Annotated in this window: 14 protein-coding genes and 2 pseudogenes; 7 read left to right on the top strand and 9 right to left on the bottom strand. The window is 60.5% G+C overall.

Annotated elements, in window-relative coordinates; all coding sequences use genetic code 11:
- Window positions 1–31 precede the first annotated feature (31 nt).
- The 5 genes from ACXX83_RS19705 to ACXX83_RS19685 form a co-directional block, all read right to left on the bottom strand.
- A complete protein-coding gene (locus ACXX83_RS19705) occupies window positions 32–673 on the bottom strand; it encodes a helix-turn-helix transcriptional regulator (RefSeq protein ID WP_007972668.1) in 642 nt (213 codons plus the stop codon).
- Window positions 674–763: 90 nt separating this feature from the next.
- Window positions 764–1,891: an NAD(P)/FAD-dependent oxidoreductase gene (locus ACXX83_RS19700; RefSeq protein WP_458549395.1), complete on the bottom strand. Its 1,128-nt coding sequence runs from the start codon at window positions 1,889–1,891 to the stop codon at window positions 764–766.
- Window positions 1,892–2,037: 146 nt separating this feature from the next.
- Window positions 2,038–2,982 carry an ornithine cyclodeaminase family protein gene (locus tag ACXX83_RS19695; RefSeq protein WP_458549394.1) on the bottom strand — a complete coding sequence of 315 codons (945 nt, stop codon included), beginning with the start codon at window positions 2,980–2,982 and terminating at the stop codon, window positions 2,038–2,040.
- Between the two features lie 123 nt (window positions 2,983–3,105).
- Window positions 3,106–4,596, bottom strand: a complete 1,491-nt coding sequence (rhlB, locus tag ACXX83_RS19690) for an ATP-dependent RNA helicase RhlB (protein ID WP_458549393.1) — start codon at window positions 4,594–4,596, stop codon at window positions 3,106–3,108.
- A 109-nt stretch (window positions 4,597–4,705) separates the two neighbouring features.
- Window positions 4,706–5,362 (bottom strand): alpha/beta hydrolase, encoded by a 657-nt coding sequence (locus ACXX83_RS19685; protein ID WP_217836302.1) that lies wholly within the window; start codon window positions 5,360–5,362, stop codon window positions 4,706–4,708.
- A gap of 468 nt (window positions 5,363–5,830) precedes the next feature.
- On the opposite strand from ACXX83_RS19685, the gene ACXX83_RS19680 reads away from it, so the two are divergent.
- The 6 genes from ACXX83_RS19680 (at window position 5,831) to ACXX83_RS19655 (ending at window position 12,241) form a co-directional block, all read left to right on the top strand.
- Entirely contained in the window at window positions 5,831–6,862 is a 1,032-nt protein-coding gene (locus tag ACXX83_RS19680; protein WP_217836301.1) for an amino acid ABC transporter substrate-binding protein, read from the top strand.
- 65 nt (window positions 6,863–6,927) lie between these two features.
- Window positions 6,928–8,109 (top strand): amino acid ABC transporter permease, encoded by a 1,182-nt coding sequence (locus tag ACXX83_RS19675; protein WP_217836300.1) that lies wholly within the window; start codon window positions 6,928–6,930, stop codon window positions 8,107–8,109.
- Between the two features lie 10 nt (window positions 8,110–8,119).
- Window positions 8,120–9,217, top strand: a complete 1,098-nt coding sequence (locus ACXX83_RS19670; protein ID WP_015096723.1) for an amino acid ABC transporter permease — start codon at window positions 8,120–8,122, stop codon at window positions 9,215–9,217.
- Between the two features lie 10 nt (window positions 9,218–9,227).
- A complete protein-coding gene (locus tag ACXX83_RS19665; protein ID WP_007972685.1) occupies window positions 9,228–9,992 on the top strand; it encodes an amino acid ABC transporter ATP-binding protein in 765 nt (254 codons plus the stop codon).
- Window positions 9,993–10,281: 289 nt separating this feature from the next.
- Window positions 10,282–10,941, top strand: coding sequence for a FadR/GntR family transcriptional regulator (locus ACXX83_RS19660; protein ID WP_458549392.1), 660 nt, complete (start codon window positions 10,282–10,284; stop codon window positions 10,939–10,941).
- Window positions 10,931–12,241, top strand: a complete 1,311-nt coding sequence (locus ACXX83_RS19655) for a CynX/NimT family MFS transporter (protein WP_458549391.1) — start codon at window positions 10,931–10,933, stop codon at window positions 12,239–12,241. Before ACXX83_RS19660 ends, ACXX83_RS19655 begins: the two co-directional genes overlap by 11 nt.
- 7 nt (window positions 12,242–12,248) lie before the next feature.
- Here the strand turns inward: ACXX83_RS19655 and ACXX83_RS19650 are convergent, their stop codons facing one another.
- The 4 genes and pseudogenes from ACXX83_RS19650 to ACXX83_RS19635 form a co-directional block, all read right to left on the bottom strand.
- A complete protein-coding gene (locus tag ACXX83_RS19650) occupies window positions 12,249–12,899 on the bottom strand; it encodes a DUF1120 domain-containing protein (protein WP_458549390.1) in 651 nt (216 codons plus the stop codon).
- Window positions 12,900–12,977: 78 nt separating this feature from the next.
- A complete protein-coding gene (locus tag ACXX83_RS19645) occupies window positions 12,978–13,586 on the bottom strand; it encodes a DUF1120 domain-containing protein (RefSeq protein ID WP_458549389.1) in 609 nt (202 codons plus the stop codon).
- 86 nt (window positions 13,587–13,672) lie between these two features.
- The gene (locus ACXX83_RS19640; protein ID WP_458549388.1) at window positions 13,673–14,815 is read right to left on the bottom strand and encodes a DUF1120 domain-containing protein; all 1,143 of its coding nucleotides are present in this window, start codon (window positions 14,813–14,815) and stop codon (window positions 13,673–13,675) included.
- A gap of 10 nt (window positions 14,816–14,825) precedes the next feature.
- A pseudogene (locus tag ACXX83_RS19635) lies at window positions 14,826–16,601 on the bottom strand (fimbria/pilus outer membrane usher protein); the annotation flags it as partial.
- Window positions 16,602–16,633: 32 nt separating this feature from the next.
- Here ACXX83_RS19635 and ACXX83_RS19630 point away from each other — a divergent pair.
- Window positions 16,634–16,747: pseudogene (locus tag ACXX83_RS19630) on the top strand (response regulator); the annotation flags it as partial.
- Window positions 16,748–16,853 lie beyond the last annotated feature (106 nt).

Genomic DNA, 16,853 nt, shown 5'->3' with positions numbered 1-16,853 from the left:
GGGGCCTGTCAGGTAATACGTCTCTCAGGGCTCAGCCCTTCAATTCCTTCAAATGCTTGTACACCGTCGCCCGGCCCATGTTCAGCACATTGGCCACGTAGTTCGATGCGCTTTTGCCCTTGAACGCGCCTTCGGCGTGCAACGCCAGCACCAGCTCACGTTTGTGGTCGCGGGTCAGCAGGTTCAGGCTCAACTGACGTTCGCGCAGCCAGGCGTGGAGGAAGGTGTTGATCCGCTCCTGCCAGTCATCGCGGAACAGTGCATCCGGTTGCGGGATCAGTTTGGTCGGCGACAGGAACAGGTCCAAAGCGGCCTTGGCATTCTCGAACAGCGAAATATTCAGGTTGATGCACAGCACCGCCAGCGGATGACCTTCGCTGTCGCGCAGTACCGTGCTTAGGCTGCGAATCTTCTGGCCATCCCAATTGAGCTTTTCGTACGGCCCGATGTTTCGTTCGCTGACATCGTCGCTGAGCATGTCTTCCAGTGCCGAGTCGTCGCCGATTTCCCGCTTGGACAGGTTGTTGGCGATGTAGTCGACCTTTTGCGTGCGCAGGTCGTGCAGCACCACTTCGGCGTGGGGGAAAAACAACGTGGCGATGGCGTCGGCGATCGCGTGGAAGTTATCCAGGGACGTGTCGTCCAGGGCCGAGTCTTTTTCGGGGGCGTTCATACAGTGGAACTCCAGGCAGCGTCAGCGCCCCATCAAAGGGGCGCTGAAAGTGTGCCGTAATCGTGGGGGCACGTCACCTGAGGATCAGGCTCAGCCGAGTCTGGCAGGGGAGAGCATGTCGGCATTCAGGCCAAACCGGCCGAGCGACTCGGGCAACGCTGCACCGCGCACCAGTGCGGCGCTGGCCTGGCCCATGGCCGGCGAAGTCTGGATGCCATACCCGCCTTGCGCCGCGACCCAGAACAGCCCTGGCACCTGTGAATCGAAACCGGAGAGCAAATCGCCGTCGCTGACGAAGCTGCGCAGGCCGGCCCAGGTGCGGGTCGGGCGGCGAATGGTCAGGGTCGTGGCTTCTTCGATCTGGTAGATGCCCATGGCGATGTCCAGCTCTTCAGGCTGTACGTCATGGGGCTCCACCGGGTCGGCGTTGGCCGGCGAACCGAGGAACATCCCGGCGTCGGGTTTCATATAGAAGGATTCGTCGAGGCTGACCAGCATTGGCCAATGATGGATGTCCACGCCCTCCGGGCCGGCGAAGATGAACGCGGCACGGCGTTTCGGTTGCAGGCCCAGGGGCCTGGCGCCGGCCAGTTCGCCGATCCTGTCGGCCCAGGCGCCGGCGGCGTTGATGATGACCGGGGCGCTGAACGTCTGAGTGCCGGTCTGGACGTGCCAGATACCCTGGTCATCGCGGCTCAGGCTGACGACTTCGGCGTCGGTGTGGACTTCGCCCTGATTGCGGCGGATGCCGCGCAGGTATCCCTGATGCAGGGCATCGGTGTCGATGTCGGTAGCGGTCGGATCGTAGATCGCGCCGTGGACTTTTTCCCGGCGCAGGACAGGTACCAGCGCACAGGCCTCGTCGGTGCTGAGCAATTGCATCTCCGGCACCGTGGCTTTCGCGCTCTGGTATTGCCTGTTCAGTTCGTCCGGGTCGCCGGTGAAATCCACGGTCATTTCGCCGCGTGGCGTCAGCAGCGGGTGTTCGCAGAAACCGCTGGGCGGATTGTCGAAAAAGTCCCGGCTGGCCAGGGTCAGTGCGCGAACCTGCGGGGTGCCGTAGGCGGCGGTGTACAGGGCAGCCGAACGTCCGGTGGAGTGGTAGGCCGGATGGGATTCGCGTTCGAGTACGATCACACGGCCATGCTGCGACAGCCAGAAACCGGTGGAAGCGCCGGCGATACCGCCGCCGATGATGATGAAATCTGCCTGGCTCATGAACGTCTCCTGTGAGGCGCGATGCTGAAATTGTAGTGATCCCCTGTGGGAGCGGGCTTGCTCGCGAAAGCAGTTTGACAGTCAATATCTCAGGTGAATGTCAGACCCTATTCGCGAGCAAGCCCGCTCCCACAGGTTTCGCGTTGTTAGTGATTCAGCTGGTAGATGGCATTGGCCAGCGCAATGTCTTCCAGGCCCAGGCCGATGGAGCGGAAAAACACATGCCGATCGTAACCGGGGCGCTGGACTTTATCGCTGAGCAGGTCCGGCAGGTCGCCGACAATCGCGCTCTTGTCCCAGCCATGTTGTTCGCCGGCGATCAGCATTTCACCGGCTGCGCCCGGAGTTGTCAGGCGATAGTCGCAGAACACCTGCATGTCATTGAGGCTTTGCGGCGGCACTTCGTGGGCACGCGGCGCGTTGGTACTGATGGAGGTGATCAGCGCCGGTTTGCGCAAGCTCGACGGGTCGATCACCGGACCTGCGGATGAGGTGCAGAGCATGATCACGTCGGCGTCCTGCACGGCAGCTTCGCGACTCTCGACGATGTTCAGGCGTGGCTCGATGTTTTTCAGCAGGCTCACGGTTTGAGCATCATCGCTCAGGTGCGGCGCGTACAGGCTGATGCTCTGCCAGTCGCGCAGGCCTTTCACGTAATGCAGGTGCGCCTGGGCCACTTTGCCGCTGCCGATGATGGCCAGGCGATTGGCAGTCAGCGGCGCGAGGGCATCGACCGCCACGGCGGTGGTCGCGGCGGTGCGTGCGGTGGTCAGTTCACCCGCGTCGCACAGCAACAGCGGCTGGCCGGTGTGCATCGACATCAGCACAGTCCATGCAGTCACCAAGGGTCTCTGCTCACGGACGATGTACGGCGAGGTCTTGATGCCGTACACGCCGTCTTCGGCCAACACACCCAGGTAGTTGATGAAGTCACCGGCGCCCTGGGGAAATTCCACCAGTTGTTGTGCCGGTTGCACGGCTTGCCCGGCCGCCAGGTCACGGAACATTTTGCGCAGGATCTGCGGCACGTCGACCTGCGCCAGCAACTCGCGAGCCTGGTTCTGGTTGATCACTTGGGGCGTATTGGACATGGTCGGCTCCGGGACTGAAAGTAAACTAATTTGTCCATTATGGACTTTTAGTTGTATCTCACAATATCCGGGCGAAAAAAAAGCGCAGTCCGTTTCCGGCTGCGCTTGTCTTTGCAGCGTCCTTTAGTGTGGGCGCTTGCGCTCAACCGCCCGCAACAGATGCGTCGGTGGTGTTTCACAGCTGATCTTGCGCCCCAGTTTTTCCTCGATGGACGGTAACTGGTAGGAGTCGTCTTCACCGGCAAAGCTGATGGACACACCGTCGGCGCCAGCACGACCGGTCCGTCCGATGCGGTGCACGTAGTCGTCCGGCACTTCCGGCAGGGTAAAGTTGATCACGTGGCTGATGCCGTCGATGTGGATACCGCGACCGGCCACGTCGGTGGCGACCAGGACGCGGATCTTGCCTTCACGGAAACCTTCGAGGGTTTTGATGCGCTTGTGCTGCGGCACGTCGCCGGACAGTTGCGCGGCGTTGATGCCGTCGCGCACCAGGCGTTCTTCGATGCGTCGCACTTCATCCTTGCGGTTGGCGAACACGATCACCCGTTCCCAGCCATTGTCGTTGACCAGGTTGTAGAGCAGCTTGTACTTGTCGGCAGCGGCCACGGCGTAGATGTGCTGCTCGACGTTTTCGTTGGCCACGTTGGTGACTTCGATTTCGACGATGGCAGGGTCGGTGGTCCATTGCTTGGCCAGGTTCATCACGTCTTCGGTGAAGGTCGCGGAGAACAGCAGCGTCTGGCGCTCGGCCTTCGGCGGCGTCTGGCGAATGATCTGGCGCACTTGCGGGATGAAGCCCATGTCGAGCATGCGGTCGGCTTCGTCCAGCACCATCACTTCGACCATGTCCAGATGCACGTCGCCGCGCTGGTTGAAGTCCAGCAGGCGGCCCGGCGTGGCCACCAGGATGTCGCAGTGGCGGGCTTCGAGGTGCTTGAGCTGTTTGTCGAAGTCCATGCCGCCGACGAAGGTCATGACGTTGAGGCCGGTGTACTTGGTCAGGTCGGCGGCGTCCTTGGCGATCTGCACCACCAGTTCGCGGGTCGGCGCGATGATCAACGCCCGTGGCTCACCCATGTAGCGCTCTTTCGGCGGCGGGGTTTGCAGCAACTGGGTGATGATCGAGATCAGGAACGCAGCGGTTTTGCCGGTGCCGGTCTGGGCGCGGCCGATGGCGTCTTTGCCGGCGAGGGTGAAACCCAGCACCTGTGCCTGGATCGGCGTGCAATACGGGAAGCCCAGGTCCTGGATGGCGTGCATCAGTTCAGGAGCCAGCTTGAAATCGTGGAAGCGGGTTTTGCCTTCCTGGGGCTCGACAACGAAGTCTTCGAGTTTCCATGGGATGACCGGCGCCTTGGGCTTGGGTTCGCGGCGCGGTTTGGCGGGTTTCGGTGTTTCGCTGAGCGGCTGTTCCGGGGCTGCTATCGCCACAGGCAGGGCAGCGGGTGCGGACTTGGGCTCATGCTTGGGTGCCGTCGTGGTGGCGGCCCGTTCAGGCTGATTACCGTCGGTGCGGTGGCTGGGAGCGTGAGACGGAGCGCTGGGGACTGGCGCGAGTTGCTCAGTCTCGCTTTTACCGAACATTTTCTTGAGTGCTTTGAGCACGGTCATCTCATCAATTGGTTAAGGAATGTACGCCGGCCAGTGTAATGCAAGAATCGGGCGCGGCGTAGTGGGATGGATCAAAGGGGCCTTTAAACAAAGAAAGGAACCTGAAGGATTAACGCAAGCGCTCGGTGAGCCAGGTGCCGATGTCGCGAATTTCCTCGGGTAACACTTCGTGGCCCATTGGGTATTCCTGCCATGTCACGGTGACACCACGATGCTTCAAGTGCTCGTAGGCGCTGCGTCCCATCGAGTTCTGCACCACATCGTCGTATTGGCCGTGCATCGACAGTACCGGAATGCGCTGCTGGCTGGCGGACAGTTGCAGTTCGTCGCTGAAGGTCGGTGCATAAGTAGAAAGGGCAACGACGCCACCCAGCGGTCCCTGCCACTTCAGAAACGCGGTGTGGAACACCACGGCACCGCCCTGGGAAAAACCGGCCAGGAAGATCCGCGAGGCGTCTATTCCGCTGGCCTTCTGCGATTCGATCAGTTCGATGATCCAGTCGGCAGACTCTTCCAGTTGCTCGCGGTTGATCGCGCGCGCGGGGCTCATGGCCAATATGTCGTACCAGCTCGGCATCTCGTATCCGCCGTTGATGGTGACGGCGCGGCTCGGCGCCTGGGGCAAAACAAAGCGGGTGCTCAACAGGGATTCCTGCAGGGCTTCGGCCACTGGCAGGAAGTCGTAGCGATCGGCACCCAGGCCGTGCAGCCAGATAACGCAGGCGTCTGCGGTCTTGACGGGTTCAAGAATCAAGGGGTTGGTCATGGCTGCTCCAAAAGTGTGCGTGCGCTCTCATTGAGTGCGAGGGCTGAGTGCGTGTCTGGTTGATCAGTTACGAAGATGTCGCAAGGTTACAAGTTTTGCTATTGACCTGCAGCTGAACCGCTTCGGCGAGCGGTGTGGTACGGGCTTTGCTATGGCGAACTCTGTATGAAAAATCCTACGCCTGTCGGTAACACTATCAGGCCGAGGTTGTTAGTGGGATTGAAAAGAATCCGGTGATGGATGTTCGCCAAAGGCCGATACGGGGCTTCGCGAACGTGAAAGGGCTACAGCCCGTTCGGCCGACTGGTGAGAGCGAGTTTTCCATGACGTGGATTTTCTCCTACTAGACTCATAGCTAACGTCTTACGTCGGTTGACCCAAAAACAAGCCAACACGGGTCGACTACGCCTCAAAAGGGTGCGACAGGACTCACGCTCCGACACAACAAGAGCAAAACTGGAGGTTTGAATGAAGATGTTGAAATCCACCCTGGCTATCGTGACTGCAGCCGCGGTACTCGGTGTCAGCGGGTTTGCCCAGGCGGGCGCAACCCTGGATGCAGTGATGAAAAAAGGTTTCGTGCAGTGTGGCGTCAGCGATGGTCTGCCAGGCTTCTCGGTTCCGGATTCCACCGGCAAGATCGTCGGTATCGATGCTGACTACTGCCGTGCAGTGGCGGCGGCTGTCTTCGGCGACGCGACCAAGGTCAAGTTCAGCCAGTTGAACGCCAAGGAGCGCTTCACCGCGCTGCAGTCCGGCGAAATCGACATTCTGTCGCGCAACACCACAATGACCAGCTCCCGTGATGCGGGCATGGGCCTGAAATTCCCGGGCTTCATCACTTACTACGACGGCATCGGCTTCCTGGTAAACAACAAGCTGGGCGTGAAAAGCGCTAAAGAGCTGGACGGTGCAACCATCTGCATCCAGGCCGGTACCACTACCGAGCTGAACGTTTCCGACTACTTCCGCGGCAACGGCCTGAAATACACCCCGATCACCTTCGACACCTCCGACGAAAGCGCCAAGTCGCTGGAATCCGGTCGTTGCGACGTACTGACCTCCGACAAATCCCAGCTGTTCGCCCAGCGCAGCAAGCTGGCTTCGCCGAAGGACTACGTGGTTCTGCCGGAAACCATTTCCAAGGAGCCTCTGGGCCCGGTCGTGCGTAATGGCGACGACGAGTGGCTGGCCATCGCGCGCTGGACTGGCTACGCCATGCTCAACGCTGAAGAAGCCGGCATCACTTCGAAGAACGTCGAAGCCGAAGCCAAGGGCACCAAGAACCCGGATGTTGCCCGTCTGCTGGGTACCGACGGTGAATACGGCAAAGACCTGAAAGTGAAGAAAGACTGGGTCGTGCAGATCGTCAAGCAAGTGGGTAACTACGGCGAAGTGTTCGAGAAAAACCTCGGCAAGAGCACTCCGCTGGAAATCGACCGCGGGCTGAACGCTCTGTGGAACGCTGGCGGCATTCAATACGCACCACCAGTGCGCTGATGGTTCTATCACCCGGTGGGCCAACCACCGGGTGATGTTCTGTTCCATTATTTCCGGGGCACTTCATGCAAAATTCAATCGGCGCACCTAAGCAGAGGCTCAGCCTCAGCGATCCACGAGTGCGTGCGTGGGTATTCCAGATCATCACGATTATCGGGGTGGTCTCGCTGGGCTGGTATCTGTTCGATAACACCCAGACCAACCTGCAGCACCGGGGCATTACCTCCGGTTTCGACTTTCTCGAGCGCAGTGCCGGTTTCGGCATCGCTCAACACCTGATCGACTACACCGAAGCGGACACATACGCCCGGGTGTTTGTCATCGGCCTGCTCAACACGCTGCTGGTGACCTTCATCGGCGTGATCCTGGCGACGATCCTGGGTTTCATCGTGGGTGTGGCGCGGCTGTCGAAGAACTGGATCATCGCCAAAGTGGCGACGGTGTACGTGGAAGTCTTCCGTAACATTCCGCCGCTGCTGCAGATCCTGTTCTGGTACTTCGCGGTGTTCCTGACCATGCCTGGGCCGCGTAACAGCCACAACTTCGGCGATACCTTCTTCGTCAGCAGCCGTGGTCTGAACATGCCGGCGGCGCTGATGGCGGATGGTTTCTGGCCGTTTGTGATCAGCGTTGTAGTCGCCATCGTCGCCATCGTGCTGATGTGCCGCTGGGCCAACAAGCGCTTCGAAGCCACCGGCGTGCCATTCCACAAGTTCTGGACCGGCCTGGCCTTGTTCCTGGTGATTCCGGCCCTTTGCGCGCTGGTTTTCGGCGCCCCTGTGCACTGGGAAATGCCGCAGCTCAAGGGCTTCAACTTCGTCGGCGGTTGGGTACTGATCCCGGAACTGCTGGCCTTGACCCTGGCGCTGACGGTGTACACCGCGGCGTTCATCGCCGAGATCGTGCGTTCGGGCATCAAGTCGGTCAGCCACGGCCAGACCGAAGCGGCGCATTCCCTCGGCCTGCGCAATGGTCCGACCCTGCGCAAGGTGATCATCCCGCAAGCCCTGCGCGTGATCATTCCACCGCTGACCAGCCAATACCTGAACCTGGCGAAGAACTCCTCGCTGGCGGCCGGTATCGGTTATCCGGAAATGGTCTCGCTGTTCGCAGGAACGGTGCTGAACCAGACCGGCCAGGCGATCGAGGTGATTGCGATCACCATGAGCGTGTACCTGGCGATCAGTATCAGCATTTCCCTGCTGATGAACTGGTACAACAAGCGCATTGCGCTGATCGAGCGGTAAGGAAAAGCGCATGAGCACTCATACTTTCAAACCTGACATGCCCCCACCGAGCAGCAGCATCGGTGTGGTGGCGTGGATGCGCGCGAACATGTTCTCCAGCTGGCTCAACACGCTGTTGACCCTGTTTGCGTTCTATCTGATTTACCTGGTTGTCCCGCCGATCCTGCAGTGGGCGATCCTCGACGCCAACTGGGTTGGCACCAGCCAGGCCGACTGCACCAAGGAGGGCGCCTGCTGGGTGTTCATCCAGCAGCGCTTCGGCCAGTTCATGTACGGCTACTACCCGCCGGAACTGCGCTGGCGCGTCGACCTGACCGTGTGGCTGGCGATCGTTGGCGTGGCGCCGTTGTTCATCTCGCGCTTTCACCGCAAGGCCGTGTATGGCCTGAGCTTCCTGGTGCTGTACCCGATCATTGCCTGGTGCTTGCTGCACGGCGGCGTCTTCGGCCTGACCCAGGTGGCGACCAGCCAATGGGGCGGCCTGATGCTGACCCTGGTGATCGCCACCGTCGGCATCGCCGGTGCGCTGCCGCTGGGGATTGTCCTGGCCCTGGGGCGTCGTTCCAACATGCCGGCGATTCGGGTGGTCTGCGTGACCTTCATCGAGTTCTGGCGCGGCGTGCCGTTGATCACGGTGCTGTTCATGTCCTCGGTGATGCTGCCGCTGTTCCTGCCTGAAGGCATGAACTTCGACAAGCTGCTGCGGGCACTGATCGGCGTGATCCTGTTCCAGTCGGCCTACGTGGCCGAGGTGGTGCGCGGTGGTCTGCAAGCGATTCCCAAGGGGCAGTACGAAGCGGCTGCAGCGATGGGGCTGGGCTACTGGCGCAGCATGGGCCTGGTGATTCTGCCGCAAGCCCTGAAGCTGGTGATCCCCGGCATCGTCAACACCTTCATCGCGCTGTTCAAGGACACGAGCCTTGTGATCATCATCGGCCTGTTCGATCTGCTCAACAGCGTCAAGCAAGCCGCCGCCGATCCGAAGTGGCTAGGCATGGCCACTGAAGGCTATGTGTTCGCGGCCCTGGTGTTCTGGATTTTCTGTTTTGGTATGTCGCGCTATTCCATGCATCTGGAACGCAAGCTCGACACAGGCCACAAGCGTTAGGAGTTCTTTTATGAGCGAAGCAAATAAAAAGCCTGTGAGCCCTGAAGGCATTATTCAGATGCAGGGCGTGAACAAGTGGTACGGCCAGTTCCACGTGTTGAAAGACATCAACCTCAACGTCAAGCAGGGCGAGCGTATCGTGTTGTGCGGCCCGTCGGGTTCCGGCAAGTCCACCACCATCCGCTGCCTCAACCGTCTGGAAGAACACCAGCAGGGCCGCATCGTGGTCGATGGCGTGGAACTGACCAACGACCTCAAGCAGATTGAAGCGATCCGCCGCGAAGTCGGCATGGTGTTCCAGCATTTCAACCTGTTCCCGCACCTGACCATCCTGCAGAACTGCACGCTGGCGCCGATGTGGGTGCGCAAGATGCCCAAGCGCAAGGCCGAGGAAATCGCCATGCACTACCTGGAACGCGTACGCATTCCGGAGCAGGCGCATAAATACCCGGGGCAGTTGTCCGGCGGTCAGCAACAGCGTGTGGCGATCGCCCGCGCGCTGTGCATGAAGCCGAAAATCATGCTGTTCGACGAGCCGACGTCGGCACTCGACCCGGAGATGGTGAAAGAGGTACTGGACACCATGATCGGCCTGGCCGAAGACGGCATGACCATGCTCTGCGTGACCCACGAAATGGGCTTCGCCCGCACCGTGGCCAACCGCGTGATCTTCATGGACAAGGGCGAAATCGTCGAACAGGCCGCGCCGAACGACTTCTTCGATCACCCACAGAATGATCGCACCAAGCTGTTCCTGAGCCAGATCCTGCATTGATCGAGCCCAGGCACTGAAATAAACCCGGACTGAGTTCCGGGTTTATTTTTGCCCGCGATTTAACGTCCGAATGCAAAACCCTGTGGGAGCGGGCTTGCTCGCGAAAGCGGAGTGTCAGGCAACATACTCGTTGAATGTTAAGCCGCCTTCGCGAGCAAGCCCGCTCCCACAGGGGGTTGTGCTACCGACTCCATTGATCACGCGCCAATTCTGAACGGTTGCCCTCTTGGAATATGTTGACTAACATGACAGAAAATTCATCCTATGATTGGATGAGAGGGCGAATTCCATGTCACAAATCTCTCCGTTGGTAAAACGATCCCTGGTCGATCAGGCTCTGGACCAACTGCGCCAGCGTATCAACAAGGGTATCTGGGTCGTCGGCCAGCGTTTGCCCACCGAGCCCGAGTTGTCGGCGGAACTGGGCATCAGCCGCAACACCGTGCGCGAAGCCATGCGCGTGTTGGCGTTTTCCGGGTTGATCGAAATCCGCCAGGGCGACGGCAGTTACCTGCGGGCGGTGGTCGATCCGCTCGATACCCTGAAGGCGTTGTCCCGTTGCTCCCTTGAGCAGGCCCGGGAAACCCGGCACATCCTCGAAGTCGAGGCCATCGGCCTGGCAGCCATGCGCCGCACCGATGAAGACCTGGTGGCATTGCGCGAGGCGCTGGGTGTCAGCGGCAGTCACTACCACGGCGATCTCGACACCTACATCGCCTGCGATCTGGTGTTTCACCGCCGCCTGGTGGACGCCGCGCACAACCCGACTCTCAGCGAGTTGTATCGCTATTTCTCCAGCGTCGTCGGCGCGCAGTTGCGCCAGACCCTGAGCATCGTCCCGCGCCGCCAGGAAGTGTTCGACCTGCATATCGAGTTGCTCGATGCCGTCGAACAACGCGACCCGGAGCGGGCCAAATCCTTGTCGAGGCAGTTGATCAATGAACCTTGAAACCGGGAAGTCGATACCGCGCAGTGATTTATCCACAGCCGCAAAACGTACGGCAGAGCTGGAAGAGCTGCTGATCGACGCCGAGGCCGATGACGAACAGGTTCAGCAAACCCACCCGGTTCTGCGCCGGCCGTGGCTGTTGCTGCTGGGCCTGATTCTGGTGGCGCTGAACCTGCGCCCGGCGCTGTCGAGCATGGCGCCGATGCTCAGCGACGTCTCGAAGTCCCTCGGCTTGTCGGCGTCGGCGGCAGGATTGCTGACCACGTTGCCGGTGCTTTGCCTTGGCCTGTTTGCGCCGCTGGCTCCGCTGCTGGCCAGACGTTTTGGGGCTGAGCGGGTGGTGCTGGGCATTCTTCTGACCCTGGCTGGCGGGATCATCCTGCGCAGTTCATTCGGTGGGATCGGCTTGTTTGCCGGCAGTGTGCTGGCCGGTGCCAGCATCGGCGTGATCGGTGTGTTGCTGCCAGGCATCGTCAAGCGCGATTTCCCGAAACAGGCCGGGACCATGACCGGCGTCTACACCATGGCCCTTTGCCTGGGTGCGGCGATGGCGGCGGGTGCGACCGTGCCGCTGAGCGAGCACTTCGACAAGCGCTGGGAGCTGGGCCTCGGTTTCTGGGTTGTTCCGGCATTGGCGGCGGCGCTGTTCTGGCTGCCGCAAGTAAACCAGAAGCACGGCGCGCACAACGTTGCCTACCGCGTTCGAGGCTTGCTGCGCGATCCGCTGGCCTGGCAGGTGACCTTGTACATGGGCCTGCAATCGTCCCTGGCCTACATCGTGTTCGGCTGGTTGCCTTCGATCCTGATCGGTCGCGGCCTGACCCCGACCCAGGCCGGGCTGGTGCTGTCGGGTTCGGTGATCGTGCAACTGGCCAGCTCCCTTGCGGCACCCTGGCTGGCGACTCGCGGCAAGGACCAGCGCCTGGCAATCGTGATCGTGATGGTCCTGACCCTCGGTGGTCTGTTCGGTTGCCTGTATGCGCCGATCGAAGGCTTGTGGGGTTGGGCGATCGTGCTGGGGCTGGGGCAGGGCGCCACGTTCAGCCTGGCCTTGACCTTGATCGTGTTGCGTTCGCGGGACTCCCACGTCGCCGCGAACCTGTCGAGCATGGCCCAGGGTTTTGGTTACACTCTGGCGTCCATGGGGCCGTTCGCGGTCGGTATCGTGCATGACTGGACCGGTGGCTGGACAGCGGTGGGCTGGATCTTCGGCGTCATCGGCCTGGGTGCGATCATCGCCGGTCTCGGCGCCGGGAGGGCGCTGTATGTGCAAGTCAGCAGCGAGAGAATTCAACCGTGACGGATGTCTATAAATAGACAACCTCCAGGGTCGCGGAACCGTCGATTATTGCATCGTCACTCAGGTCCAGCGTTGAAGTGGGGGCAATGACGGCGACGAGAGTGACCCGGCTGCTCAGGTTCTTGATCTCGACAGGACCTGCGGTGCTGCCCGCCACATCGATGAAGCCCAGCCAGCTGTTGGCGGCAATCGGTATGGGGCTGGAGCTGGATGTACTCCACGCCCGCCCGCCAGTGGTGGAGTCGGTTCGATACACTTGCGGCAGAGCGTCCGCTACGGTGCGGTCAGGATCGAAGTGCAGTGAGTACAGACCGATCCTGTTGCCGCTGCGGTCGAAATTCAGACCGTAGTAGATCTCACTGTTGACGATGGCCGAGCCTTCGCGGTTATCCCGCATGATCAATGCAAAAGGCGCCGCTGTGTTGCAGCTGATGCTGAGGTCGAGGAACTCGTCACGCAGTTGCGTCCTTGTGTCGACGTTCAGGTCCTGTCGGGAAATTTTTCCGTAGTCGACAAGACCGTTGTTGGAGAAAGTCGGGGTGCAGGCGACCGGGGTGATGGTGCCTTTGACCAAGAGTTCATTGGGGGGCACCGCAAGGGCAGCAGTCGCTGTGCCCATCAGCAGTTCAGTGGTCAGGGCCATGGGAATACGCTTCATCGATAAATTCCTTTTTTTCGTAGAAGTTTAGGCGCTGAACCGTTCATTCAGGCAACGAACGGTTCAGTGCCTTGGCCCTTAGTAGTACGCCACTTCGAACGTTGCGGAGCCGTCAATGGTGACGTCCTGGTCCAGGGTCAGCCCGTCGGCGGGGGCGATATAGGTATCGACCCTAAAATCAAAGGTGACAACTTCTGCATCAATCGGTGAGGTGCCGCCAATAGCGGCAACGGACAAGTAACGTCCCGGTTTGGCAGAGGTTGCTTTCGACCAGTTCTCCTCGTCTATTGAGTCGATTGGGTCCAGCGGTGTTGCACCGTCCTTGACACTCAGAATTTCGGGGTAAAAGTAGCCCAACTTTTCTGAGTTGTTGGTCAGACCAAGGCCAAACCAATCACCAGTTGATGTCTCGCGTCGATTGTCAATTGGATTCAGTGAGAACCTTTGTGGAGCACTGCAGGTTACGACCAGTTGAATGTTATTTTCCCTGATCTTTTTATGGGTGTCTGGATTAAGCTCTTTGGACGAAATCTTGCCTAGTTCGATGGTGCCATTATTGGAGAAGACCGGCGTGCAAGCGACTGGAATGATAGTGCCTTTGACCTCCAGGGTATTGTCCACCGCGAAGGCCTGAGGGGCGGTGCTGATTACAGCTGTAGTAGCAAATGCTGCGAGGTATTTTTTCATGGATAAAGCTTCCTTTCTTTAGTTGTTGGCCTTGAATGTTCCGAGGGGCGTAAGTGCCCCGCGGCTTCAACAAGGCAGGGTGGGTGTTACGGGTATAGAATTTCGATCGTCCCCGAGCCGTCGAGGTGAACGGCAGTGCTCAGGTCCAGGCTATTGGTGGGGGCAATGACGGCCTCGACCGTCACCGTAGTGGTGAGGTTCTGGATAAAGGCCGGGCCTGCGGTGCTGCCGGCCCTGTCCGTAAAGCCCAGGTAACTTCTCTGGGCGAACGGAATCGGGTTCGAACTGGAGGTTCTCCAGGCCGCGCCCTGGGTGGTGGAGTAGGTTTGATACAGGCGGGCGAAGCTGTCGGCGCTGGCGTTAGCGGGATCGACATTGAGTGAGTACAGGCCGATCTTGTTGCTGCGGTGATCCAGACCCAGCCCGTAGTAAATCTCGCTGTTGTCCGTTGCCGAGCCAGGGCGGTTGTCATGCATGACCAGGGCAAACTCCGTCGGGGCGTCGCAGTCAAACCGCAGGGTCAAATCCTTGGGTGGCAGTGGGGTGTTTTTGTCAGCGTTCAGATCGTTTTTCGTTAGCTGACCGAAGTTCACCAGGCCGCCATTGGACAGATCCACTTTGCACGCGGTGGGGGCGAAACTGGCGCGCAGGGTTATCTCACTTGAGCGACCCGTCGCGACCGCGTCGAACAGGCCGGTGGTTTCCCAGGTTACGGCGTCACGTACCTGCAGCGCTTTCTCCGACACCCAGGCAGTCAGCTCCAGTTGTGCTGAAAGACTTTGCCCTTGCGCCGCCACACCGCCCCGAACCGGAACGATGGCCTGCTGCGGTTGCCAAAGCAGACTCGAAGTGGTTGCTTCAGGTACCTGGCCGACGGCAGAAATCAGGCCCAGGTCCACCGGTTGTCCATCGAGCACGGCGTCACTCATGCGCACGGCATAGCTGCCGTGTTCGGCAAAGCGAAAGCGCTCGGCGGTCGCGGCCATGGCGCGGTAGAACAGGGTCATGTCAGTGGGTTGGGGGCAGCTCAGGTTCAGGCTCAGGCGGCGCTCGCCCAGGGGGCGCTCTGCGGAGCCATTGGCGCATATGGCCCGATTCGTCAAACCGTAATCGAGTACCGGCTGACTCAGGGTGAGCTTGCATTCATCGGCGAGGGCCCAGGCGTGCGGCGCAAGTCCGCTCAACATCAACGTGCCGAGTGTTAACAACAGAGTGTGGGGCAGCTTCATGGGGAGATCCTCAAAGTGTGTGGCACCGGGCGTCGACGGTCTCGTAATACACCTGGGTATTGGCCTTGGCCGGCAGTTCGAAACGCAGCTCGCAGCGCTCCAGCTCTGGTGCGGTTATCCACAGCTCGCGGGTGTTCAGTGCGTTGGGCAGAAACACCAATCCACCTTCTTGAGCGAGCGTGATGAACTCACCGTCTGCGCTGCTTACCGTCGCGCCACGGGGCAGGGGGGCACCGTCGTCCGTGGTGACTTTGAGCAGGGCACGGCGGGTCAAGGTGACGCCGAACTCGACCTTGTCGACGGCCCCGCGTCCGGCGGAAACCACGGCCAGTCCGTTGTTGATATCGAGGTTGCGCGGCAGCGAGCGGGTGTCGACTTCTACCGGGCTGCGCCCATAGGCGCTCACTTGAGGCACAACGGCCTGACCTTTCCAGTCGGTCCAGACCGGACCGCTTGGGGTCGAGACTTTGATGGCGCTTTCGTCGCCAACCGAAAGCAGCGCGAAGGTGTCCCGTACGGCGTATGGCGATAACGTCAGGCCGTCGCCGTGCAGAACGGCACCGCCACGCGCGCCAATCTGGTAGCTGGAGCGTTCGGCATCGGAGCGGGTGTAGTTCAAGTCCAGTTGGCTGTAGCGCGGCAGCAGGGAAACCCCTGCGGAGGACTGCACTTGTTTGTCTCGTGTGTCGTGCTCAACACCGACCCGGTAGCTCAACTGGTCGTTGATCTGCTCGTTCAAGCCGACACCGCCGCGGTATTCGCCAGCGGAATGGCGTACCCAGGTGCGCGCCCGGCGACGTTCACCCAGTGGAATGCTGAGGCTCAGATAAACACTGTCGTCGCTACGTTGGGTGCCGCTGACTTGCCATTGCGCGGTGGCCGACACCGACACGTCGCCAATCCGGGTGCCCCAGGACGCCAGGGCGCGGCTGCTGTTTTGCCCGTCGAATGTCGTTGAGCGATTGAAGCCGCTGCTGAACGCGCCAAACCCGGGGTGTGACCAGGTCAGCGACAGGCTCTGCTGATCGCGGTAGCGCGACGGGCGACGCTCCGACTGAGTATCGAACACCGCCTCGGACAAGTCGCGATAGCCGAAAGTCCGGTTCGAGGTTGCGGCATTGATCGACCACTGTTCACCCCAACGTTGCGAAACATTCAGATCGACCTGAAGCCCCCTGTCGGCCTGACGGGTGCTGGTGTCGGCCGCTTGCAGGGTGGTCCGGATCTGTGTGGCGGGCCCTGGCAGCAGGCTCAGGCCAGCGCCCGTAGCACGGTAATCGGCGGTGCCGGTGGCACCGGTGCTGAGCAGGACATTCGGGTTGAGTGCTCCACTCCAGCCACCGCTGATCACCCAGGGGTCACCGCTCCGGGCATCGCCGAGACTGCGTACCTGGCCGGCGGCCAACGAAAAGCCGGGAGCCGGCAGGTCAACGCCGAGCATGGCGACGGGGACTGTGAAGCGTTGCTCGCTGCCATCCGCTTCCTTGACGGTGACTTCAACATCGGAGCGACTGTCGAGCCGACGTACGTTACTCAGGGAAAACGGTCCGGCCGGTACCACTGTCGAGTGGATCAGCGAACCGTTCTGGCGTATTTCGACCTGGGCCTGGCTGCGGGCAATCCCTTCGATGGGATTGCCTTGGCCTTCAACCTGGAGCGCCTGCTCGGTCATGAGCTGAACGCCGGTGATCTGCGCGCCGGCCAGTACCGGGTTGTAGAGATTGACCTGACCGGCTTGAAGCACTGTTTCGTGGCTGGTAAAGAAGCGCTGGGCGTAAGCCGCCAGGGAACGGTCAAAGCACAAGTCGCCCTCCCGGCTTCAATCGCAGCGTGTCGACCATCAGTAAACAAAAGAAAATGGCCATGCACCGGTTAGGTGTTTGCACGGACGTTGATCTTTTTTCCTACGCCCGGGACAGCGGAATGATGTGAATAGTCATCGCGTTATTTTCGTCGTGAATGCCGATAGTGTTCGATGCATTTGCAGACTATCGTGCAGGCACTGTTTCGAAGTCACTATGCAAACCCAGGGGAACCC

The sequence above is a fragment of the Pseudomonas sp. GNP012 genome (assembly GCF_054343835.1).
The sequence above is the reverse complement of the archived record's forward strand: the minus strand, read 5'-3'. Positions and strand labels throughout refer to the sequence as shown.